At 64.4% G+C, this 23,421-nt stretch carries 19 protein-coding genes; 2 read left to right on the forward strand and 17 right to left on the reverse strand.

Annotated features, from left to right (window positions below):
• Positions 1–30 precede the first annotated feature (30 nt).
• The 17 genes from dnaE to rpsB all read right to left on the reverse strand — a co-directional run bounded on the left by dnaE (position 31) and on the right by rpsB (position 19,637).
• Positions 31–3,555, reverse strand: a complete 3,525-nt coding sequence (dnaE, locus tag PotMrB4_RS21785; RefSeq protein WP_142015279.1) for a DNA polymerase III subunit alpha — start codon at positions 3,553–3,555, stop codon at positions 31–33.
• 93 nt (positions 3,556–3,648) lie between these two features.
• Positions 3,649–5,061 (reverse strand): alanine/glycine:cation symporter family protein, encoded by a 1,413-nt coding sequence (locus tag PotMrB4_RS21790; RefSeq protein ID WP_044414349.1) that lies wholly within the window; start codon positions 5,059–5,061, stop codon positions 3,649–3,651.
• 177 nt (positions 5,062–5,238) lie between these two features.
• The gene (rnhB, locus tag PotMrB4_RS21795; RefSeq protein WP_160480362.1) at positions 5,239–5,841 is read right to left on the reverse strand and encodes a ribonuclease HII; all 603 of its coding nucleotides are present in this window, start codon (positions 5,839–5,841) and stop codon (positions 5,239–5,241) included.
• Complete coding sequence (gene lpxB / locus PotMrB4_RS21800) at positions 5,841–6,974, reverse strand: lipid-A-disaccharide synthase (protein ID WP_172434453.1); 1,134 nt, start codon at positions 6,972–6,974, stop codon at positions 5,841–5,843. The genes rnhB and lpxB overlap by 1 nt, the downstream gene beginning before the upstream one ends.
• Positions 6,975–6,977: 3 nt before the next feature.
• The gene (lpxA, locus tag PotMrB4_RS21805; protein ID WP_172434454.1) at positions 6,978–7,754 is read right to left on the reverse strand and encodes an acyl-ACP--UDP-N-acetylglucosamine O-acyltransferase; all 777 of its coding nucleotides are present in this window, start codon (positions 7,752–7,754) and stop codon (positions 6,978–6,980) included.
• Positions 7,751–8,191, reverse strand: coding sequence for a 3-hydroxyacyl-ACP dehydratase FabZ (gene fabZ, locus PotMrB4_RS21810; RefSeq protein ID WP_044414358.1), 441 nt, complete (start codon positions 8,189–8,191; stop codon positions 7,751–7,753). Before fabZ ends, lpxA begins: the two co-directional genes overlap by 4 nt.
• Positions 8,192–8,239: 48 nt before the next feature.
• On the reverse strand, positions 8,240–9,298 hold the full coding sequence (gene lpxD / locus PotMrB4_RS21815; RefSeq protein WP_172434455.1) for a UDP-3-O-(3-hydroxymyristoyl)glucosamine N-acyltransferase: 1,059 nt from the start codon (positions 9,296–9,298) through the stop codon (positions 8,240–8,242).
• A gap of 2 nt (positions 9,299–9,300) precedes the next feature.
• A complete protein-coding gene (locus PotMrB4_RS21820) occupies positions 9,301–9,804 on the reverse strand; it encodes an OmpH family outer membrane protein (protein ID WP_044414364.1) in 504 nt (167 codons plus the stop codon).
• 45 nt (positions 9,805–9,849) lie between these two features.
• Complete coding sequence (gene bamA / locus PotMrB4_RS21825) at positions 9,850–12,201, reverse strand: outer membrane protein assembly factor BamA (protein ID WP_074971944.1); 2,352 nt, start codon at positions 12,199–12,201, stop codon at positions 9,850–9,852.
• 72 nt (positions 12,202–12,273) lie between these two features.
• Positions 12,274–13,629 (reverse strand): RIP metalloprotease RseP, encoded by a 1,356-nt coding sequence (rseP, locus tag PotMrB4_RS21830; protein ID WP_172434456.1) that lies wholly within the window; start codon positions 13,627–13,629, stop codon positions 12,274–12,276.
• A gap of 16 nt (positions 13,630–13,645) precedes the next feature.
• A complete protein-coding gene (ispC, locus tag PotMrB4_RS21835) occupies positions 13,646–14,836 on the reverse strand; it encodes a 1-deoxy-D-xylulose-5-phosphate reductoisomerase (protein WP_172434457.1) in 1,191 nt (396 codons plus the stop codon).
• Positions 14,833–15,648, reverse strand: a complete 816-nt coding sequence (locus tag PotMrB4_RS21840) for a phosphatidate cytidylyltransferase (protein ID WP_172434458.1) — start codon at positions 15,646–15,648, stop codon at positions 14,833–14,835. Before PotMrB4_RS21840 ends, ispC begins: the two co-directional genes overlap by 4 nt.
• Positions 15,648–16,397 carry a polyprenyl diphosphate synthase gene (uppS, locus tag PotMrB4_RS21845; RefSeq protein WP_172434459.1) on the reverse strand — a complete coding sequence of 250 codons (750 nt, stop codon included), beginning with the start codon at positions 16,395–16,397 and terminating at the stop codon, positions 15,648–15,650. Before uppS ends, PotMrB4_RS21840 begins: the two co-directional genes overlap by 1 nt.
• A gap of 12 nt (positions 16,398–16,409) precedes the next feature.
• The gene (gene frr, locus PotMrB4_RS21850) at positions 16,410–16,967 is read right to left on the reverse strand and encodes a ribosome recycling factor (RefSeq protein WP_172434460.1); all 558 of its coding nucleotides are present in this window, start codon (positions 16,965–16,967) and stop codon (positions 16,410–16,412) included.
• On the reverse strand, positions 16,964–17,707 hold the full coding sequence (pyrH, locus tag PotMrB4_RS21855; protein ID WP_044414381.1) for a UMP kinase: 744 nt from the start codon (positions 17,705–17,707) through the stop codon (positions 16,964–16,966). The genes frr and pyrH overlap by 4 nt, the downstream gene beginning before the upstream one ends.
• Before the next feature lie 192 nt (positions 17,708–17,899).
• On the reverse strand, positions 17,900–18,769 hold the full coding sequence (gene tsf, locus PotMrB4_RS21860; protein ID WP_172434461.1) for a translation elongation factor Ts: 870 nt from the start codon (positions 18,767–18,769) through the stop codon (positions 17,900–17,902).
• Positions 18,770–18,896: 127 nt separating this feature from the next.
• Positions 18,897–19,637: a 30S ribosomal protein S2 gene (gene rpsB / locus PotMrB4_RS21865; protein WP_044414387.1), complete on the reverse strand. Its 741-nt coding sequence runs from the start codon at positions 19,635–19,637 to the stop codon at positions 18,897–18,899.
• A 269-nt stretch (positions 19,638–19,906) separates the two neighbouring features.
• Between rpsB and map the strand changes: the two genes are divergently transcribed.
• Together map and PotMrB4_RS21875 are read left to right on the forward strand one after the other, a co-directional pair.
• Positions 19,907–20,689, forward strand: a complete 783-nt coding sequence (map, locus tag PotMrB4_RS21870) for a type I methionyl aminopeptidase (protein WP_044414390.1) — start codon at positions 19,907–19,909, stop codon at positions 20,687–20,689.
• A gap of 29 nt (positions 20,690–20,718) precedes the next feature.
• Positions 20,719–23,421: a [protein-PII] uridylyltransferase gene (locus PotMrB4_RS21875; RefSeq protein ID WP_142015251.1), complete on the forward strand. Its 2,703-nt coding sequence runs from the start codon at positions 20,719–20,721 to the stop codon at positions 23,419–23,421.

Consider the following 23,421-nt stretch of genomic DNA (forward strand, 5'->3'; position numbering starts at 1 on the left):
GTCGAGAGAACGCGGCGCGTCAGCCGCGTCTCACCGGTAGTGCAGGAAGACGTTGTCGCGCCCGAACTGGTCACGCAATGCCTGAATCAGCGTATCGGCCGGGTCGATGCACCACTGCTCGCCGAACTGCAGCAGGGCACGGGCACTGGGGCCTGCGTAGTCGATGGTGATCGGGCAGGAGCCCCGGTGGCGCCCGCACAGGTCGGCGAGCCAGCGCAGGCGGTCGCCTTGCAGGGCGCTGTGGTCCACCTTCATCCGCAGGCTCTCGGCCAGCCCGGTACGCGCCTCCTCCAGGCTCATGACGCGCTTGGCACGCAGGCGCAGGCCACCGGAGAAGTCGTCGTGGCTCACCTCCCCTTCCACCACCACCAGCGCATCGGTCTGCAGCAGGGTGTGGGCAGAGGCGAAGGCATCGGCGAACAGGGAGGCCTCGATGCGCCCGGAGCGGTCGTCGAGGGTGATGAAGCCCATCTTGTCGCCCTTCTTGTTCTTCATCACCCGCAGGTTGACGATCAGGCCGGCGATGGTCTGGGTATCCCGCGCGGGCTTGAGCTCGACGATGCGCTGACGGGCGAAGCGGCGCACCTCGCCCTCGTATTCGTCGATGGGGTGCCCGGTGAGGTAGAGCCCCAGGGTGTCCTTCTCGCCCTTGAGGCGCTCCTTGAGGGTCAGCTCCTTGGCCCGACGGTGGTTGGCGTAGACGTCGGCGTCGGGCTCGGCGAAGAGCCCGCCGAACAGGTCCATGTGGCCGCTGTCGTGGCTGCGGGCGGTCTGCTCGGCGGCCTGGATGGCTTCCTCCATTGCCGCGAGCAGCACGCCCCGGTTGCGGTCGATGCCAGCCTGGTAGGCCTTGGGCTCGTCACTGAAGAACGGCCCGAGGCGATCCAGCGCACCGCCACGGATCAGCGCTTCCAGCGTGCGCTTGTTGATGCGCTTAAGGTCGACACGGTTGCAGAAGTCAAACAGGTCCTTGAACGGCCCACCCTCGTCACGGCATTCGACGATGGCCTCCACCGGCCCCTCGCCCACGCCCTTGATCGCACCGAGGCCGTAGATGATCTGCCCGGCGTCGTCGACGGTGAAGCGGTAGTCGGAGTTGTTCACGTCCGGCGCGACGATGCGCAGCTTCATGCTGCGGCACTCTTCGATGAGCGTCACCACCTTGTCGGTGTTGTGCATATCCGCCGTGAGCACCGCCGCCATGAAGGGCGACGGGTAGTGGGCCTTCAACCAGGCGGTCTGGTAGGAAACCCAGCCATAGGCGGCGGAGTGGGACTTGTTGAAGCCGTAACCGGCGAACTTCTCCACCAGATCGAAGATGTTGCCCGCCAGCTCGGCATCGATGCCATTGCTGGCACAGCCCTCGATGAAGCCGCCGCGCTGCTTGGCCATTTCCTCGGGCTTCTTCTTGCCCATGGCGCGACGCAGCATGTCCGCGCCGCCGAGGGTGTAGCCCGCCATCACCTGGGCGATCTGCATCACCTGTTCCTGGTAGAGGATGATGCCGTAGGTGGGCTTGAGCACCGGTTCGAGGCCGGCGTACTGGTAGTCCGGGTGCGGGTAGGAGAGCTCGGCACGGCCGTGCTTGCGGTTGATGAAGTCGTCCACCATGCCGGACTGCAGCGGCCCCGGACGGAACAGGGCCACGAGGGCGATCATGTCTTCCAGGCAGTCGGGCTTGAGCTTCTTGATCAGCTCCTTCATGCCGCGGGATTCAAGCTGGAAGACCGCGGTGGTCTCCGCCTTCTGCAGCATGTCGTAGGTCTTCTTGTCGTCCAGCGGGATGCGGTCGATGTCCACCAGCGGCAGGCCGTTCTTCTCCTGCTCGCGGTTGATCATCTCCATGGCCCACTTGATGATCGTCAGCGTGCGCAGGCCGAGGAAGTCGAACTTCACCAGGCCGGCCGCTTCCACGTCGTCCTTGTCGAACTGGGTCACCAGGCCGCCGCCTTCCTCGTCACAGGCAATGGGCGCGAAATCGGTCAGCTTGGTGGGGGCGATCACCACGCCACCGGCGTGCTTGCCGGTGCCCCGGGTGATGCCTTCGAGCTTGAGGGCCATGTCCCAGATTTCCTGGGCTTCCTCATCGGACTTGAGGAAGTCCCGCAGGACCTCTTCCTGGTTGTAGGCCGCCTCCAGGGTCATGCCCACTTCGAAGGGGATCATCTTCGACAGGCGATCGGCCAGTCCGTAGGACTTGCCCTGCACCCGTGCCACGTCACGCACCACAGCCTTCGCCGCCATGGAGCCGAAGGTGATGATCTGGCTCACCGCGTTGCGGCCGTACTTCTCGGCCACGTAGTCGATCACGCGGTCGCGGCCGTCCATGCAGAAGTCGACGTCGAAGTCGGGCATGGAGACCCGCTCGGGGTTGAGGAAGCGCTCGAACAGCAGGTCATAGGCCAGCGGGTCGAGGTCGGTGATCTTCAGCACGTAGGCGACCAGCGAGCCGGCACCCGATCCACGGCCAGGCCCCACCGGGACGCCGTTGTTCTTCGCCCACTGGATGAAGTCGGCAACGATCAGGAAGTAGCCGGGGAAGCCCATCTGGATGATGGTGCCCAGCTCGAACTCCAGACGGTCGATGTAGAGCTGGCGCTTCTCTTCGTAGTCCGGGGTCGTCTCCTTCGGCCAGAGCACCGCGAGGCGCTCTTCGAGGCCTTCGTAGGAGGCGTGGCGCAGGTAGTCGTCGATGCCCATGCCATTGGGCGTCGGGAAATCGGGCAGGAAGTGCTTGCCCAGGCGCACGTCGATGTTGCAGCGCCGGGCGATCTCGACGGTGTTCTCGATGGCGTCGGGGAGGTCGCTGAACAGCTCGGCCATCTCTTCCGGCGACTTCAGGTACTGCTGGTTGGAGTAGTTGCGCGGACGGCGAGGGTCGTCGAGGGTCCGGCCTTCGCCGATGCACACGCGGGTCTCGTGGGCCTCGAAGTCATCGGCCTTGATGAAGCGCACGTCGTTGGTCGCCACCAGCGGCGCTCCGCAGCGATCCGCCAGGGCCACGGCCGCGTGCACATGTTCCTCGTCATTGACGCGGCCGGTGCGTTGCAGCTCCAGGTAGAAGCGATCCGGGAACACTGCCTGCCACTCCGCCAGCAGGCGCTCGGCGGCAGCAGTGTCGCCGTTGAGCAGCGCCATGCCGATCTCGCCTTCCTTCGCGCCGGACAGAGCGATCAGGCCTTCGGCGGCCTCCTTCACCCAGTCGCGCTGGATGATCACCAGGCCGTTGCTCTGACCATCGGACCAGCCACGGGAGATCAACTCGGTGAGGTTGCGATAGCCCTTGCCGTCCATCGCCAGCAGCGTCATGCGGCTGAGGGGGCCGTCTTCGTCCAGGCTCGCCAGCCAGATGTCGGCGCCACAGATGGGCTTGATGCCGCCACCCTGGGCCGCCTTGTAGAACTTGACCAGGGAGCACATGTTGCTCTGGTCAGTGACCGCCACCGCTGGCATGCCGGCAGCCGCCACGGCCTTGATCAGGGGCTTGACCCGCACCAGGCCGTCGACCAGGGAGTACTCGGAATGGAGACGGAGATGCACGAAGGAAACGGTCATGACGATCCTTTGGAAGAGGCAGAAACGGCAGGGCCCGGATTGTACCGGGCCCGATGGTAAAGCTACAGGTTTGCGCTCAGCGTCGAACCGGGGTCAGCGGCGATCGTCCCAGATGCCGGGTTCCAGCTTGTCCTGGATCTCCGGGTACTGGCTGGCATCGAAGGTCGGCAGCTTGCCGGCCTTGCGCTGGGCGTTGTAGTCCCGGGCCAGCTTGATGGCCAGGTTGGAGAGCAACAGGATGGCGATCAGGTTGGTGATCGCCATCAGCCCCATGGACACGTCCGCCAGGTTCCAGACGAAGGGCAGCGACGCCAGGGCGCCGAACATCACCATCCCCAGCACCGCCAGGCGGAAGACCAGCAGACCGCCCGGGTGGTTGTGCTCGAGGAACACCAGGCAGTTCTCGGCGTAGAAGTAGTTGGCGACGATGGAGGTGAAGGCGAAGAACAGGATGATCACCGCCAGGAAGTACTTGCCCCACAGGCCCACCTGGCTGGTCAGCGCGTTCTGCACCAGCATGATGCCCTCGCCTTCCTGCGGGCCGGCCAGGAGGATGATGGCCGCCGACGCGGTGCAGATCAGCAGGGTGTCGATGAACACACCGGCCATCTGCACGTAGCCCTGGGAGGCCGGGTGCGGCGGATAGGGCGTCGCCGAGGCGGCCGCGTTGGGCGCCGAGCCCATGCCCGCCTCGTTGGAGAACAGGCCACGCTTGAAGCCGTTCATGATCGCCGCGCCAATGCCGCCGGCCGCCGCTTCGTGCCAGCCGAAGGCACTCTTGACGATCATCACCAGGATGCCGGGCAGTTCGCTGGCCTGGGTGATGATCAGCACCACGGCCACCAGCAGGTAGGCGACCGCCATAAAGGGCACTGCCAGCTCGGAGAAGCGGGCAATAGAGCGCAGGCCACCGAAGATGATCAGCGCCGTGATCGCCACCAGGGCGAGGCCGCTGATCCACAGCGGCACGCCGAACGCACCCTGCATGGCGCCGCTGATGGTGTTGGCCTGGACCGAGTTGAAGACGAAACCGAAGGCCAGGATCAGGAACAGCGAGAACAGCACGCCCATCCAGCGAGCACCGAGGCCTTTCTCCATGTAGTAGGCCGGGCCACCGCGGAACTGCCCCTTGTCGTCACGGATCTTGAACAGCTGGGCCAGGGTCGCCTCGACGAAGCCGGTGGCCATGCCGACCATGGCGATCATCCACATCCAGAACACTGCGCCAGGGCCGCCCAGGGTGATGGCGACGGCCACACCGGCGACGTTGCCGGTACCGACCCGTGCGGCCAGGGAGGTGCACAGGGCCTGGAAGGAGGAAATGCCGGAATCATCGGCCTGGCGACTGCCCTTGAGCACGCTGAAGGTGTGCCCGAAGTGGCGGAACTGGATCAGCCCGAGGCGGACGGTGAAGTACAGGCCGCAGCCCACCAGCAGCCAGATCAGGACCTTGCCCCAGATAAAGCCGTTAAGCGAGTTGACCACCAGGTTGGCCATGTCTTGCATGAGGAACTCCTTGGGCCGCTTATGGCGGCACTCAGTGAAACGCTGGAATACCCGGATGAAGTATCGCAGCGGAAAGATGATCTCGCTGGGGCGCCCGGTTGCCGACTGAGAGGCAGCGCATGGCGTCCGCGAAGCCACGCGGGCCTTGAGACGAGATCAGACGATCAGGGTGGCGGATCAGTGCCCGGTTTCGAGCAGCTCCCGGACGGGCGCGAACGAACGCCGGTGGATCGCCGTAGGACCGAGGCGTTTCAGCGCCTCGAGGTGCACTGGGGTCGGGTAACCCTTGTGCCCGGCCAGGCCGTAGCCCGGGTAGAGCGCGTCCAGCTCGGCCATTTCACGGTCCCGGGAGACCTTGGCCAGGATGGACGCGGCCGCAATCGCAGGAACTTTCGCATCGCCCTGGACAACAGGCGCACTGGGCACCGCGAGCCTGGGGCAGCGGTTGCCGTCGATGAGGGCCAGCTTCGGAGTCACGGAGAGCCCCTCCACCGCACGCTGCATGGCCAGCATGGTGGCGTGCAGGATGTTCAGCTGGTCGATTTCCTCGACCTCGGCCCGGGCGATGCACCAGGCCAGTGCCTTCTCGCGAATCTCATCGAACAGCGCCTCGCGGCGTGCCTCGGAGAGCTTCTTGGAGTCGTTCAGGCCCTGGATCGGGCGGGCCGGGTCGAGGATGACGGCAGCCGTCACCACCGGACCGCACAGCGGGCCGCGACCGACTTCGTCGACGCCGGCCACCAGTTCCTCGACCAGGTCGAAATCCATGCCCATCTGCATCAGCGCGCCTCCACCAGTTGCAACACCGCCTGGGCGGCCTCTTCGGATGCATCGCGACGCAGAGCGCGATGAATGGTGTCGAACCCCTCGGTCTGCGCCTCGCCGCCGTCGAGCAACGGCGACAAGGTCTGGGCCAGGGCTTCGGGGGTTGCGGCGTCCTGGATCAGCTCCGGCACGAGCAGGCGCTGGGCCAGCAGGTTCGGCAGCGACACATAAGGGCTCTTCACCAGGCGCCGCAGGATCTTGTAGGTGAGTGGCGCCAGCCGGTAGGCCACCACCATCGGGCGCTTGTAGAGCAGCGCCTCCAGGGTGGCGGTGCCGGAAGCGATCAGAACGGCATCGCAGGCGGCCAACGCCTGGTGCGAGCGCCCATCGAGCAGGGTCAGCGGCAGGTCGCGCCCAGCCAACATCTGCTCCAGTTGCTCACGGCGCGCGGCATTCGCGCACGGCAGTACAAACCGGATTCCGGGACGCATCGTGCGGAGCTGCTCGGCAGCATCGAGGAACAGCGCACCGAGCTTGCCGACTTCGCCACCCCGGCTACCGGGCATGAGCGCGACGACACTGCCCTCGACAGGCAGGTCAAGGGCCTGCCGGGCGGTAGCGCGGTCCGCCTCAAGGGGGATGGTGTCCGCCAGCGGATGCCCGACGAAGCGGACCGGCACCTGGTGCTCTTCGTAGAAGCGCGCTTCGAAGGGGAACAGGGTGAGCATGAGGTCGCAGGCGTCGCGGATCTTCAGCACCCGCTTCTGCCGCCACGCCCATACCGAGGGGCTGACGTAATGCACGGTGCGGATACCCGCCTGACGGAGCTTGAGCTCGACACCCAGGGTGAAATCAGGCGCATCGATGCCAATGAAGACATCGGGTCGGGCCTCGATCAGGGTACGGATAAGGTGCTTGCGTCGACGGAGCAGCTCGGGAAGGCGTCCGAGCACCTCCACCAGCCCCATCACCGCCAGGCGCTCCATCGGGAAGTAGGAAACCAGGCCCTCGGCCTCCATCAAGGGACCGCCAACGCCGATGAACTCGATATCGGGACGGTGGGCCTTGAGGGCCTTCATCAGGCCGGAGCCGAGGATGTCACCGGACGCCTCGCCAGCGACCAGCGCGATGCGCAGGGGACGGGCCATGGCTCAGCGGGTGATGCCGCGGGTTGAAGACTGGATGGAGTCGCGGAACACGGCCACCTCGGGGAACTGGGCGGCGGACTCGGCCAACTCGGCCAGGGCCTGCTCGACCGTCAGCCCCTGGCGATAGACCACCTTGTAGGCCCTGCGCAGGGCCTGGATGGCCTCGGCACTGAAACCACGACGGCGCATGCCCTCGAAGTTCATGCTGCGAGCTTCGGCAGGGTTGCCGAAGACGGTGACGTAGGCCGGGACATCCTTGCCGATGGCGGTGCCCATGCCGGAAAAGCTGTGGGCACCGATGCGGCAGAACTGGTGGACCAGGGTGAAGCCGGAAAGGATGGCCCAGTCGTCGACATGGACATGCCCCGCCAGCGCGGTGTTGTTGACCAGGATGCAGTGGTTGGCGATGACGCTGTCATGCCCGACGTGTACATAAGCCATCAGCAGGTTGTGATCGCCGATGGTGGTCTCCGCGCGGTCCTGGACCGTGCCGCGATGGATGGTGACGCCTTCGCGGATCACATTGTGATCGCCGATCACCAGGCGAGTAGGCTCGCCCTTGTACTTCAGGTCGGGGGTGTCCTCCCCGACCGAGGAGAATTGGTAGATGCGGTTGTGCCTACCAATGCGGGTCGGTCCCTTGATGACCACGTGCGGACCGACCACGGTGCCCTCGCCGATCTCCACATCGGGTCCAACGATCGACCAGGGGCCGACCTGAACGCCATCCGCCAGCTTCGCCGACGGATCGATGATGGCGCGAGGGTCAATCAAACTCATAGCTTGCGTTCCGCACAGATGATCTCGGCCGAGCAGACTTCCTTGCCATCGACGTTGGCCTTGCATTCGAACTTCCAGATCCCGCGTTTGACGCTGAGGAATCGCGCCTCGAGGATCAGCTGGTCACCCGGCAGCACTGGCTGGCGGAAACGCAGCTTGTCCGAACCGACAAAGTAGTAGAGGGTACCGTCGGCCGGCTTGACGTCGAGCATCTTGAAACCAAGGATCCCCGCCGCCTGGGCCATTGCCTCGATGATCAGCACGCCCGGCATGATGGGGTGCTCAGGGAAATGGCCGTTGAAGAATGGCTCGTTGATGCTGACATTCTTGTAGGCGCGAATGCGCTTGCCTTCGATATCCAGGTCTACGACCCGATCCACCAGAAGGAAAGGGTAGCGGTGCGGCAGATATTCGCGAATCTCGTTGATGTCCATCATATTCCTGGAGCCTTGAATGGGGATTTGGGACGCGCGGCGCTGCGCGGGTCACGCATCAGATGAAGCATCCCCGCCCGGGGTCACTGCCGCCAGGCGCTTTTCCAGCTGTTGCAGACGACGCGCCATGTCGTCCAGTTGACGAATCCGGGCGGCGCTCTTCTTCCAGTCCGCTGCTGTCTGCATGGCGGTACCGGAGGAATAGGCACCCGGTTCAGTGATGTTGCGGGTCACCATGGTCATCCCGGTGACGAACACGTTGTCGCACACCTCGATGTGCCCGACCATGCCGACGCCGCCTGCGATCATGCAGTTGCGGCCGATCTTGGTGCTGCCGGAGATGCCCACGCAGCCGGCCATGGCGGTATTGTCACCGACCTGCACGTTGTGGGCGATCATGATCTGGTTATCCAGTTTCACGCCGTTGCCGATGAGCGTGTCGGACAGGGCGCCGCGGTCGATGGTGGTGTTGGCACCAACTTCGACATCGTCGCCCAGGGTCACGCCGCCGATCTGCGCGATCTTCTGCCAGACACCCTTTTCCTTGGCGAAGCCGAAGCCTTCACCGCCGATCACGGCGCCCGACTGGATGACCACGCGCTTGCCGATCTTCACGTCGTGATAGAGGGTCACACGCGGAGCCAGCCAACCGCCTTCACCGATGACGCTGCGCGCACCGATGACGCTGTAGGCACCGATGGTCACGCCGGCCCCGATACGGGCTCCCGACTCGATCACCACACCCGGCCCGATGCTCGCGCTGGGGTCGACCTGCGCATCCGCTGCAACGACGGCAGACGGGTGGATGCCAGCAGCAGCGACCGGTTTGGGATCGAACAGGTGCGACAGGCGCGCATAGGCCAGGTAGGGGTCCGGCACCACCAGCGCATCCCCCGCAAAGCCTTCGGCATCGCCTGCAGTGAGCAGGACGGCACCAGCACGGGTTTCTGCGAGGAACTTGCGGTACTGGGGGTTGGCCAGGAAGGTCAACTGATCCGGGCTGGCATCCTGCAGGGTGGCCAGCCCGCTGATCAGGCGCGCCTCGTTGCCGCGCACGGCGGCACCGAGGCGCTCGGCCAGTTGGCCGAGGGTGTAGGAGACGGCTGTCATGTTCAGCGCAGCTGATTCATGCGCTCGATGACCTGGCGGGTGATGTCGAACTGAGGCTTCACGTCAATCACGGCACCACGCTCCAGCACCAGGTCATAGGAGCCTTTCTTCAGGACCTCCTCGACGGCCTGGTCCAGCTTCGGCTTCAGCTGCTTGAGCATGTCGCGGTCAGCCACGGCTTTGGCTTCGTTCAGTTCCTTGGACTGGAACTGGAAGTCACGGGCCTTCTGCTTGAATTCGAGCTCGAGGCGCTCGCGCTCGGCCTGCTGCATCTTCTCGCCTTCCTTGACCAGGCGGTCCTGGATGCGCTTGGCGTCGCTTTCAAGGGTCTTGAGCTTGTTCAACTGGGGGCCGAACTTCTTCTCGGCGTCGACGGCGTACTTCTTGGCAGCGTCGGACTCCAGGAGCGCCATTTGGTAGTTCAGTACCGCGATCTTCATTTCGGCGAACGCCGGGGTGGCCATCATGGCCGCGGCTACCAGAACGAGTTGAGTCAACTTACGCACGATGCACTCCTGCAACAAATACTGTTGTCGTCTTGATCAAAACACTTAGAAGGTCTGGCCCAGGGAGAACTGGAACACCTGGGTGTCGGCATTGTCGGGCTTCTTGATCGGCATGCCCAGGCTGAAGCTCAGCGGGCCCAGCGCCGTGATCCAGGTCAAGCCCACACCCACCGAGCTGGCAAGCTCACCCAGGTTGATGTTGCTGCAGTTCTTCGCCGTGGACGAGCAACTGGTGTCGAACACGTTGCCCACATCCCAGAACAGCACGGTACGCAGCTGGCGCTGATCCTTCACGAACGGCAGCGGGAACAGGTACTCGACGCCCCCCTGCACCAGCACGTTGCCACCGAAGGGCAGCGGATCCTGGTCCGGGTCAGCAAGAGTACCGGGATTGGTGCCCTTGCTCGGCGTACTGCGCGGGCCGAGGCTGCTGTCCTTGAAACCGCGTACGGAGTTGAAGCCGCCGGCGAAGTAGTGCTCATAGAACGGCAGTTCAGAGGTGGAGCCGTAGCTGTCGCCGTAGCCCAGCTCGGTGTGCCAGCGCAGCGCGGTGTTCTGGGTCAGCGGGGTGAAGACCTGGCCACGGTAGTCGAGCTTGTAGAACGACAGGTCGCTGCCGGGAATGGTGGTTTCCAGCACCAGGCTCTGGGAGTGGCCACGGGTTGCCATCACGCCCTTGTTCAGGGTGGACTCGGACCAGCCGATCGATCCCTTGAAGTTCAGGTACTTGTCGCCTTCGTTCTTGATGAAGTTGAAGATCTCGTCGACGGTGTAGCGGCCGGTGCCGATCTCGTCCTGCTGTACGGTCAGGCCGAAGGTCAGGCGGGACGTCTCGCTGATCGGGTAGCCGACGCTCACACCACCACCCAGGCTGTCCACGGAGTAGCTGGAAACGTCCACGTCCAGCTTGTTGTAGTCAGTGGTGCGGTAGAAGGCGTTGTAGCCCAGGCTGACGCCATCGACGGTCCAGTAGGGGTCGACGAAGCCGAAGTTGTAGCGGGTCTGGTACTCGGAGCGGGTCAGGCCGATGCTGACCTTGTTACCGGTACCGAGGAAGTTGTTCTGGCTGATGGAGCCGCCCAGGATAAGGCCCGCGCTCTGGGCGAAGCCCACGCTGGCGGTGATGGAGCCGGAAGGCTGCTCTTCGACGGTGTAGTTCACGTCAACCTGGTCATCGGTACCCGGCACCTGCGGGGTCTCGACGTTCACTTCCTTGAAGAAGCCCAGGCGCTCAAGGCGAGTCTTGGACTGGTCGATCAGGTAGGTCGACGCCCAGCCACCTTCCATCTGGCGCATTTCACGGCGCAGCACCTGGTCTTCGGTCTTGGTGTTGCCACGGAAGTTGATGCGATTGACGTAGGCACGCTTGCCCGGGTCGACAGCGAAAGTCACGGAGACGGTGTGGTCTTCGTCGTGGGTCTGGGGGATGCCGTTGACGTTGGCAAAGGTGTAGCCCTCGTTGCCCAGACGACGGGTGATCAGCTCGGACGTGGTGGTCATCACCTTGCGGGAGAACACCTGCCCTTCCTTGACCAGCAGCAGCGCCTTCACTTCCTCCTCGGGCACCTTGAGGTCGCCGGAGAGCTTCACGTCGCGAATGGTGTACTTCTGGCCTTCATCGACGTTGACGGTGATGTAGACGTGCTTCTTGTCGGGGGTGATGGACACCTGGGTGGAGGAGATGTCCATGTTGATGTAGCCGCGGTCCAGGTAGTAGGAACGCAGGCGTTCCAAGTCACCAGAGAGCTTCTCGCGGGCGTACTTGTCGTCGTTCTTGAAGAAGGACAGCCAGTTGGTGGTCTTCAGCTCGAACAGGTTGATCAGGTCTTCGTCGGGGAACACGGTGTTGCCGACGACGTTGATGTGCTGGATCGCAGCGACCGTGCCTTCGTTGATGTTGATCTTCAGCGCGACGCGGTTGCGCGGCTGGGGAATCACGTCGGCCTCGATCTCCGCGGAGTAACGACCCTGGGCCACGTACTGGCGCTGCAGCTCGTTACGCACGCCCTCGAGGGTCGCACGCTGGAAGATTTCACCCTCGGAGAGGCCGGACTGCTTGAGGCCCTTCAGCAGGTCTTCGGTGCTGATGGCCTTGTTGCCCTCGATCTCGATGCTGGAGATGGACGGACGTTCGACTACGCTGATAACCAGCACACCGCCGTCGCGGCCGAGCTGGATGTCCTGGAAGAAACCGGTCTTGAACAAGGCACGGGTGGCTTCGACCAGGCGGCGATCATCAGCCTGATCGCCTACGTTCAGCGGCAGGGCGCCGAAGACGCTGCCTGCGGATACACGCTGCAGGCCGTTGACGCGGATGTCGGATATGGTGAAGGACTCGGCGTGAACTTTGCCGATCATGAGTGCGGCAAACACCGCGGTTAGCAGCAGGCGTTTCATGAAGTCCTTTTTTTCCAACTGATAATAAGGAATCTGCCGCAGAGGGCGGCAGATCCGGAATTCAGTGACGCGTTACAGCCGGCTCAGATCATTCACCAGGGCCAGTAGCATGACCCCGACGACCAGACTGATACCGATCTGTACCCCCCAAGCTTGCACCCGTTCTGACAATGGCCGGCCACGCGCCCATTCGATCAGGTAAAACAGCAGGTGCCCCCCGTCCAGGACGGGAACTGGCAGTAGATTGAGAACCCCCAGGCTTATGCTCAGGTAGGCCAGGAAATTCAGGAAATCCCCCACGCCCGACTGGGCCGAAGCGCCCGCCACTTTAGCAATGGTTATCGGCCCGCTCAAGTTTTTTACCGAGAGCTCGCCGAGCAACATTTTCTTTAGGGAATCCAGAGTTAGCAGACTCATGGACCAGGTGCGTGCCGCCGCCTCGGCGACCGCGTCCAGCGGCCCGAAAGCCACTTCGCGCAGCATCTCCGGCGGCCAGTCGACCGGCTTGACGCCTACGCCCATGAAGCCGCGACGCGCCTCGCCCTCCCCAGCACTGCCCAGGGTGATGGAGACGTCGGCCACCTGCCCGGCACGCTCATAGCGGACCAGCACCGCCTGACCAGCACGGGGGCGGACGTAGTCCACCAGTTGCTGCCAGTCGTCCAGACGAACATCGCCCAGCGCGAGAATGCGATCCCCCACCTGCAGCCCGGCGGCCTTGCCGGGGCCGTCCGGAACCTCGCCTACCACAGGCGGCAAGGCCGGGCGCCACGGCGTGATGCCGAGCGAGCCGATGGTGTCAGGCTCTTCGGCCCCTTTGAGCCAGTTGTCGAGCCGCAACTGCACGGACGCATCAACGCTTGAGCCGGCCTCGCGAACCTGCACATCCAAGGTCCCGGACTCGCCCAGACGGCGCACGAGCTGGAGATTGACGCCGCCCCAGCCGGTCACTGCCTTGCCGTCCACCGAGACGATTTCCTGCCCAGGCACCAGGCCGGCACGCGCCGCGATGCTGTCCGGCGCTACGGCACCGATCACCGGACGGACCTGCTGGCTACCCAGCATGGCCAGCACCCAGAAGAACGCCAGCGCCAGGATGAAGTTGGCCACCGGCCCTGCCGCAACGATGGCGATGCGCTGGCCGACACTCTTGCGATTAAAGGTTTGACCGAGCTGTTCGGGCGGAATCTCGACGTCGGTCTCGCGCTCGTCGAGCATCTTGACGTAGCCGCCCAAGGGGATGGCTGCGATGACGAACTCAGTGCCATGGCGATCATGCCAACGCACCAGCGGCGTACCGAAGCCGACGGAGAACCGCAGCACCTTGACGCCGCAGCGGCGCGCCACCCAGAAGTGACCGAACTCGTGGAAAGTCACCAGCACCCCGAGTGCCACCAGGGTGCCCACGAACATGTAGAGCGCGTTCATCGAACCACCTTCGGGCTCAGCGCCCGTTCCGTACCAGCCATTGCTGAGCCGCTGCACGAGCGCGGGCGTCCGCCTCGACCACGGCGTCGAGCGATTCGACCGCCAGCGCCGCCTCTCGGTTCAGCACCTGATCGATGATACTCGCGATCTCGGTGAAGCGAATCCGCCGCTCGAGGAAGGCCGCAACGGCAACTTCGTTGGCAGCATTGAGCATGGCCGGTGCACTGCCACCCGCCTCGGCCGCCTGACGAGCCAGGCGCAGGCAGGGAAAACGCCCCTCATCGGGCTCCTGGAAATCGAGCCGACCGACGCGGAAAAGATCGAGCGGCGCGACACCGGAATCCACCCGTTCCGGCCATGCCAGCGCATGAGCGATCGGAGTGCGCATGTCCGGGTTGCCGAGCTGTGCCAGCACCGAACCATCGACGTAGTCGACGAGGGAATGAATGACGCTCTGCGGGTGGATCACCACTTCGACCTGGGACGGCGCCGCGTCGAACAGCCAGCAGGCCTCGATCAACTCCAACCCCTTGTTCATCATGCTGGCCGAATCGACGGAGATCTTCCGCCCCATGGACCAGTTGGGATGGGCGCACGCCTGCTCCGGCGTGACATTGGCCAGCGCTTCCAGAGGCGTCTCGCGGAAAGGGCCTCCCGAGGCCGTGAGCAGGATGCGGCGCACACCGACCTGTGCAAGGCCACGCCCGTAGTCCACGGGCAGGCACTGGAAGATCGCATTGTGCTCGCTGTCGATCGGCAGCAGCACCGCGCCATGGCGGCGCACCGCCTGGATGAACAAGGCACCGGACATCACCAGCGCCTCCTTGTTAGCCAGCAGAACCCGCTTGCCTGCCTCGACCGCTGCCAGGGTCGGACGCAACCCCGCCGCGCCGACAATGGCGGCCATCACCGCATCCACCTCCGGATGCGCGGCGATTTCACACAGTCCCGCTTCTCCCGACAGCACACGGGTGTCGAGACCGGCACTAATCAGCGCGTCCTGCAGAACGCGCGCGGCCGATGCATCGGGCACCACCGCGAAACGCGGTCGATGCCGGATGCACAGGGCTTGCAGCTCCGTCAGGCGGGAAAAGCCACTGATGGCGAAGACTTCATAACGCTGGGGATGGCGGGCGATCACATCCAGGGTGCTGAGCCCGATGGAGCCCGTGGCCCCCAGCACTGAAACGCGCAGAGGACGACTCACAATGCGCCCCAGCCCGCGACCCACAACAGGGTGGCGAACACCGGAATGGCAGCGGTGAGGCTGTCGATGCGATCCAGCACACCGCCATGGCCAGGCAGCAGGTTGCTGCTGTCCTTGATGCCGGACTGGCGCTTGAACATGCTCTCGGTCAGGTCACCCACCACCGAGATCAGCACCACCAGTGCCGCACCCAGCAGTCCCAGCACGAGCTCACCGCCGGACCAGCCGCGGTAGAGGCCGACACACAGCGTGATGAGGAGGCAGGTGAAGAGCCCACCGATCAGCCCCTCCCAGCTCTTGCCAGGGCTTACTGCCGGGGCCAGCTTGCGCTTGCCGAAGGCCTTGCCGGAGAAGTAGGCACCGATGTCCGCTGCCCAGACCAGCACCATCACCGCAAGGATGAGCAGGTTCGCCAGCGGCCACTGCTTGAACAGCACCAGCCCTTGCCAGGCAGGCAGCAGGATCAGCAGACCGATTACCCATTTGCTGGCCTGCGCCCGCCAATGGCGACTGCTCTCGGGGTAGCCCAGCACCAGGACGGTGGCCGCCCCCCACCAGAGCACACCCAGCAGCAGGACCAGCGGCGCCAACGCCGGCAATTGATAAAGGGCCAGCAGCGCCACGGCAACGACAGCGGCATAGCCGACACGGACGCCCTGGGACTCATGCCCTGCCAGGCGAGCCCACTCCCAGGCCCCAAGCGTCACCACGGCGCCGATGAACAGCGCAAAGGCCGCACCATTCAGGAGGAAGAAGCCCCCAAGGGCGATCGGCAGCAGCACCAGGGCGGTGATGATTCGTTGCTTGAGCATCAGGGACGGGCCTCGGCCTCTATTTGTTCACTGGTCTTGCCGAAGCGGCGCTGGCGCGTGGCGAAGTCCGCCAGGGCCTTGCGCATGGCGTCGTGCTTGAAGTCGGGCCAGAACAGGTCGGAGAAATAAAGCTCGGCGTATGCCAGCTGCCAGAGCAGGAAATTGCTGATGCGGTGCTCGCCACCGGTGCGGATGCACAGGTCGGGAAGCGGCAGGTCACCCGTGGCCAGGCAGTTCTGCATGAGTCCGGGCGTGATCTCGTCCACCTGGAGGTGGCCGGCCTGGACTTCACGCGCCAGCCGCTGGGCGGCCTGGGTGATGTCCCATTGCCCACCGTAGTTGGCGGCGATCTGCAGGGTGAAACGATTGTGCCCCGCTGTCAGCAGCTCGGCCTCGCGCATGGCGGCCTGCAGCTCGGGGTGAAAGCGGGAACGGTCGCCAATGATGCGCAGGCGGATACCGTTGTCATTGAGTCGCCGCGCCTCGCGCCGCAAGGCACCGAGGAACAGCTCCATGAGCGCACTGACCTCGTCGGCCGGGCGCTGCCAGTTCTCACTGGAGAAAGCGAACAGGGTGAGCACATCCACCCCTGCATCCGCGCAGACCTCGATGACCGCACGGACCGCGTCGACACCGGCCTTGTGGCCGGCGACGCCGGGGAGCAGGCGCTTCTTGGCCCAGCGATTGTTGCCATCCATGATGATCGCCACATGCCGCGGGACCGCTGGAGAAACGCCTTTCTTTTCCATTTCAGAACGCCGTCAGACCGCCATCAGATCGGCTTCTTTGGCCTCCAGGGCCTTGTCGATCTCGCCAACGTACTTGTCGGTGAGCTTCTGGACCTCATCAGCAGCACGACGCTCTTCGTCTTCGCTGATTTCCTTTTCCTTCACCAGGTCCTTCAGCTGGGCGAGCGCATCACGACGGATGTTGCGCACGGCCACGCGGGAGTTCTCAGCCTCGGCACGGGCCTGCTTGGTGTAACCCTTGCGGGTTTCCTCGGTCAGAGCCGGCATGGGAACGCGGATGGTGGTACCGGCGGTGGCCGGGTTCAGGCCCAGGTCGGAGGTCATGATGGCCTTCTCGACCGCCTGGATCATGCTCTTGTCGAACACGGTCAGGGCCAGGGTGCGGGAGTCCTCGGCCACCACGTTGGCGACCTGGCGCAGGGGAGTATCGGCGCCGTAGTAGGAGACCATCACGCTGTCCAGGATGCTCGGGTGAGCGCGGCCGGTGCGGATCTTGGCGAAGGCGTGGTCCAGGGCCTCCAGGGTTTTCTTCATGCGCTCCTGCGTGTCCTTCTTGATCTCGTTGATCATTGTTCGCCCTCCTCGATCAGGGTTCCTTCGGCGCCGCCCACCACGATGTTCAGCAGGGCACCGGGCTTGTTCATGTTGAAGACCCGCAGCGGCATCTGCTGGTCACGGCACAGGCAGATGGCGGTCAGGTCCATCACCCCCAGCTTGCGATCCAGCACCTCGTCGTAGGTCAGGCGCTCGAACTTCTCGGCATTGGGGTCCTTGAAGGGATCGGCAGTGTACACGCCATCCACCTTGGTCGCCTTCAGCACGACGTCGGCGTCGATCTCGATGGCCCGCAGGCAGGCAGCCGAGTCGGTGGTGAAGAAGGGGTTGCCGGTGCCGGCGGAGAAGATCACCACTTCGCCACTCTTGAGGTGGCGCATCGCCTTGCGGCGGTCGTAATGATCGGTCACGCCGACCATGGAGATGGCCGACATCACCAGCGCGGGAATGTTGGAGCGCTCCAGGGCATCGCGCATGGCCAGGCCGTTCATCACGGTGGCGAGCATGCCCATGTGGTCGCCGGTCACCCGGTCCATGCCGGCCGCACTCAGTGCCGCACCACGGAACAGGTTGCCGCCACCGATCACCAGACCGACCTGGACACCGATGCCGACCAGTTGACCGATCTCCAGCGCCATGCGGTCCAGGACCTTCGGATCGATGCCGAACTCCTCGGACCCCATCAGCGCTTCGCCGCTGAGTTTGAGCAGAATGCGTTTATAGCGAGGTTGACGACCACTCACCTGCTGAGCCATTACGAGTCTCTCCTGCGGCGTTTTTTCGAATTCATGGGCCAGAGGCCCGGTACGCGGGGCATGGCGCTGGCCATGCCGATGGCGAACGCCAGGCGCACGCCACGGAACCTGCCCCAAATGGGTTCCCCAGTTTGACGAAGAGGCCGCGCGCGTGAGCGGGCAGCCTCTTGCGGGGCGACAGCCGAGGCCGTCTTATTGCTGGGTGGCAGCGACCTGGGCAGCTACTTCGGCAGCGAAGTCCACTTCCACCTTCTCGATGCCCTCGCCCACTTCGAAGCGAACGAAGGAAACGATTTCGGCACCGGCTTTCTTGGCCAGCTCACCAACCTTGACTTCCGGATCCTTGACGAACGGCTGCTCGACCAGGCTGGCCTCGGCCAGGAACTTGGAGATACGGCCTTTGACCATGTTCTCCACGATGTTCTCCGGCTTGCCGGCGATCTTGTCGGCGTTCAGGGCCAGGAAGATTTCCTTTTCCTTGGCGATGGCTTCTTCGGAAACCTCGGAAGCGTTCAGGAACTGCGGGTTGCTGGCAGCGACGTGCATGGCGATGTCTTTGGCCAGCTCGACGTTGCCGCCCTTCAGGTTCACCAGAACACCGATGCGGTGGCCGTGCAGGTAGGCACCTACTACGTCACCCTCGACACGGGCCAGACGACGGATGTTGACGTTCTCGCCGGTCTTGGCAACCAGGGCCAGGCGGGCTTCTTCGCGGGAGGAGACCAGCGGAGCAGCGTCGGTCAGCTTCTCGTTGTAGGCCTGCTCGACGGAGGCAGCAACGAAGGCCTTGAAGTCGTCCTGCAGAGCCAGGAAGTCGGTCTGGGAGTTGACTTCGATGATGACGGCAGCCTTGTTGTCGTCGGCAACCTTGACCGCAATGGAGCCTTCGGCAGCGATGTTGCCGGACTTCTTGGCGGCCTTGATGGCGCCAGCGGCGCGCATGTCGTCGATGGCCTTCTCGATGTCGCCGTCAGCGGCGGTCAGGGCCTTCTTGCAATCCATCATGCCCAGGCCGGTACGCTCACGCAGTTCTTTCACCAGGGCTGCAGTAATCTCTGCCATGTCGCAATCCTCTTGAATAGGTTTTCAACCATTCAGCCCGGCAACCCGGGCAAACAATTCTGTGAGGTGGCAAAAAGGGGGCCTAGCCCCCTTCCTGCGCACCGGGTAACGCTGGAGCGCTCCGAAATCAGCCTTCGGCTGCCTCGGAAGCGGCTTCCTCGACGAACTCGTCCGGACCGCCAGCGGCATTCTGACGGCCGCGGATGACGGCGTCGGCCATGGCAGCCAGGTACAGCTGAACGGCGCGGATGGCGTCGTCGTTACCGGGGATGACGTAGTCAACGCCTTCCGGGCTGCTGTTGGTATCGACAACGCCGATGACCGGGATGCCCAGCTTGTTGGCTTCGGTGATGGCGATGCGCTCGTGGTCGACGTCGATCACGAACAGAGCATCCGGCAGACCGCCCATGTCCTTGATACCACCCAGGCTGCGCTCGAGCTTCTCGAGGTCGCGGGTGCGCATCAGGGCTTCTTTCTTGGTCAGCTTGGCGAAGGTGCCGTCCTGGGCCTGGGTTTCCAGGTCGCGCAGGCGCTTGATGGACTGACGGATGGTCTTGTAGTTGGTCAGCATGCCGCCCAGCCAGCGGTGATCGACGTACGGGGAGCCGCAACGAGCAGCTTCTTCGCGGACGATCTTGCCAGCGGAACGCTTGGTGCCGACGAACAGGATCTTGTTCTTGCCTGCAGCCAGCTTCTCAACGAAGGACAGGGCCTCGTTGAACATCGGCAGGGTTTTTTCCAGGTTGATGATGTGGATCTTGTTGCGCGCGCCGAAAATGTACTTGCCCATTTTCGGGTTCCAGTAACGGGTCTGGTGGCCGAAGTGCACACCGGCCTTCAGCATGTCGCGCATGTTGACTTGGGACATCTCAATTCCTCGATAAGTCGGGTTAGGCCTCCACGTATCCCGATATCCAACCCTTGCGGGCACCCAGGAGACCGTGTCGATACGTGTGTGGGTTTGAGCCTTGCGGGCACCACTGCCCGTAAAGCGGCGCGTTTTATAGCATAAAAAGTGGCGGCAAGCTACATGAAACCGGCAAGCCGGACAGGGCACGCCGCGCCCTCGCGGCTTCTGGCTTGCCGCTCGAAGCTGATAAGATTGCCGCCTTCATACGGATACGCCTGAGAACCGCCATGACCGTCACCATCAAGACCGCCGACGAAATCGAGAAAATGCGCGTGGCAGGCCGCCTGGCCGCCGAAGTGCTGGAGATGATCGGCGAGCACGTCAAGCCCGGGGTGACCACCGAAGAGCTCGACCGCATCTGCCACGACTACATCGTCAACGTCCAGAAGGCGATTCCCGCCCCGCTGAACTACAAGGGCTTCCCCAAGTCCATCTGCACCTCCATCAACCACGTCGTCTGCCACGGCATCCCCAATGAGAAGCCGCTGAAGGATGGCGACACCCTGAACATCGACGTGACCGTCATCAAGGACGGCTACCACGGCGACACCAGCCGCATGTTCCACGTCGGCAAGGTGCCGGTCTGGGCCGAGCGCCTGTCCCAGGTGACCCAGGAGTGCATGTACAAGGCCATCGAACTGGTCAAGCCGGGCTGCCGCCTGGGCGACATCGGCGAGGTGATCCAGAAGCATGCCGAGAAGAACGGCTTCTCGGTGGTCCGCGAGTTCTGCGGCCATGGCATCGGCGCCGTGTTCCACGAAGAGCCCCAGGTCCTGCACTACGGCCGTGCCGGCACCGGCATGGAGCTGAAGGAAGGCATGACCTTCACCATCGAGCCGATGATCAACCAGGGCCGCCCCGAGACCAAGGTGCTGGGCGACGGCTGGACCGCCATCACCAAGGACCGCAAGCTCTCCGCCCAGTGGGAGCACACTATCCTGGTGACCGCCGACGGCTACGAGATCCTCACCCTGCGCAGCGACGACACCCTGCCGCGCACCGCCCCCTGATCGTTCCCTCTATATAAGGAAGGCCGTAGATGCCGCAGGTTGATCCCGAGCTTTTCGACCGCGGCCAGTTCCAGGCCGAACTGGCGCTGAAGTCCAGCCCCATCGCCGCGTTCAAGAAGGCCATCCGCCAGGCCAAGGATGTACTCGACGCCCGTTTCGCCAACGGCCGGGACATCCGCCGCCTGGTCGAGGACCGCGCCTGGTTCGTCGACCAGATCCTGCGTGAGGCCTGGGCCCGCTTCGACTGGAGCGAAGACGCCGACATCGCCCTGCTGGCGGTCGGTGGCTACGGCCGGGGCGAACTGCACCCCTACTCCGACATCGACCTGCTGATCCTGCTGGACAGCGCCGACCACGAGACCTTCCGCGAACCGATCGAAGGCTTCCTCACCCTGCTCTGGGACATCGGCCTGGAAGTCGGCCAGAGCGTGCGCTCCGTCGACGAATGCGCCGAAGAGGCCCGTGCCGACCTCACCGTCGTCACCAACCTGATGGAAAGCCGCACCATCGCCGGGCCGGAATCCCTGCGCCGGCGCATGCAGGAGGTCACCAGCCCGGAACGGATGTGGCCCAGCAAGGACTTCTTCCTCGCCAAGCGCCAGGAGCAGAAGGCCCGCCACGCCAAGTACAACGACACCGAGTACAACCTCGAGCCCAACGTGAAGGGCTCCCCCGGCGGCCTGCGCGACATCCAGACCATCCTCTGGGTCGCCCGCCGCCAGTTCGGCAGCCTCAACCTGCACGCCCTGGTCAAGGAAGGGTTCCTCGTGGAGAGCGAATGCAGCATGCTCGCCTCCAGCCAGGAGTTCCTGTGGAAGGTCCGCTACGCCCTGCACATGCTCGCCGGCCGCGCTGAAGACCGCCTGCTGTTCGACCACCAGCGCAAGCTCGCCGGGCTGCTCGGCTTCCACGGCAGCGACGCCAAGCAGGCCATCGAACACTTCATGCAGAAGTACTACCGCGTGGTCATGGCCGTCGCCGAACTCAGCGACCTGATCAACCAGCACTTCGAAGAGGTCATCCTGCGCAGCGGCGAGAACGCCATCGCCCAGCCGCTCAACAGCCGCTTCCAGCTGCGTGACGGCTACATCGAGGTGGCCCACCCCAACGTCTTCAAGCGCACCCCCTTCGCCCTCATGGAGATCTTCGTGCTGATGGCCCAGCACCCGGAGATCAAGGGCGTGCGCGCCGACACCATCCGCCTGTTGCGTGACAGCCGCCATCTGATCGACGACGACTTCCGCAGCGACATCCGCAACACCAGCCTGTTCATCGAGCTGTGCAAGTCCCCCCAGGGCATCCACCGCAACCTGCGCCGCATGAACCGCTACGGCATCCTCGGGCGCTACCTGCCCGAGTTCGGCCACATCATCGGGCAGATGCAGCACGACCTCTTCCACATCTATACGGTCGACGCCCACACCCTCAACCTCATCAAGCACCTGCGCAAGCTCAAGTGGCCGGAGCTGGCGGAGAAGTTCCCCCTCGCCAGCAAGGTCATCGACAAGCTGCCCAAGCCCGAGCTGATCTACATCGCCGGGCTCTACCACGACATCGGCAAGGGCCGCGGTGGCGACCACTCCGAACTGGGCGCCATCGACGCCGAGGCCTTCTGCGCCCGCCACCAGCTGCCGGCCTGGGACTCGCGCCTGGTGGCCTGGCTGGTGCAGAACCACCTGGTGATGTCCACCACAGCCCAGCGCAAGGACCTCTCCGACCCGCAGGTGATCCTCGACTTCGCCCGCCTGGTGGGCGACCAGACGCACCTCGACTACCTCTACGTGCTCACCGTGGCCGACATCAACGCCACCAACCCGAGCCTGTGGAACTCCTGGCGCGCCAGCCTGCTGCGCCAGCTCTACACCGAGACCAAGCGCGCCCTGCGCCGCGGCCTGGAGAACCCGCTGGACCGCGAAGAGCAGATCCGCCAGACCCAGGTCGCCGCCATCGACATCCTCGTGCGCAACGGCATCGACCAGGACGACGCTGAACAGCTCTGGGCCCAGCTCGGCGACGACTACTTCCTGCGCCACACCGCCAGCGACGTGGCCTGGCACACCGAAGCCATCCTCCAGCACCCGGACGGCAACGACCCGCTGGTGCTGATCAAGGAGACCGCCCAGCGCGAGTTCGAAGGCGCCACCCAGATCTTCATCTACGCCCCCGACCAGCACGACTTCTTCGCCGTGACCGTGGCCGCGATGAGCCAGCTCAACCTGAACATCCACGACGCGCGGATCATCACCTCCACCAGCCAGTTCACCCTCGACACCTACATCGTGCTGGACACCGCCGGCGGCTCCATCGGCAACGACCCGGCGCGCATCCAGGAGATCCGCGAGGGCCTGATCGACGCGCTGAAGAACCCCGACGAGTACCCGGCCATCATCCAGCGCCGCGTCCCGCGCCAGCTCAAGCACTTCGCCTTCCCGCCGGAGGTCACCATCTCCAACGACGCCCAGCGCCCGGTGACCGTGCTGGAAGTGATCGCCCCCGACCGCCCCGGCCTGCTGGCGCGCATCGGGCGCATCTTCCTCGACTTCGACCTGTCGCTGCAGAACGCCAAGATCGCCACCCTCGGCGAACGGGTGGAGGACGTCTTCTTCATCACCGATGCCGACAACCAGCCGCTGTCCGACCCCGAGCTCTGCCAGCGCCTGCAGGCGGCCATCGTCTCCCAGCTCTCCGAGGCCAGTGGCCAGAACGCCCAGCTCGGTCGCATCAGCATCTGA

It is taken from the genome of Metapseudomonas otitidis, from assembly GCF_011397855.1.
Classification (GTDB): Bacteria; Pseudomonadota; Gammaproteobacteria; order Pseudomonadales; family Pseudomonadaceae; genus Metapseudomonas; species Metapseudomonas otitidis.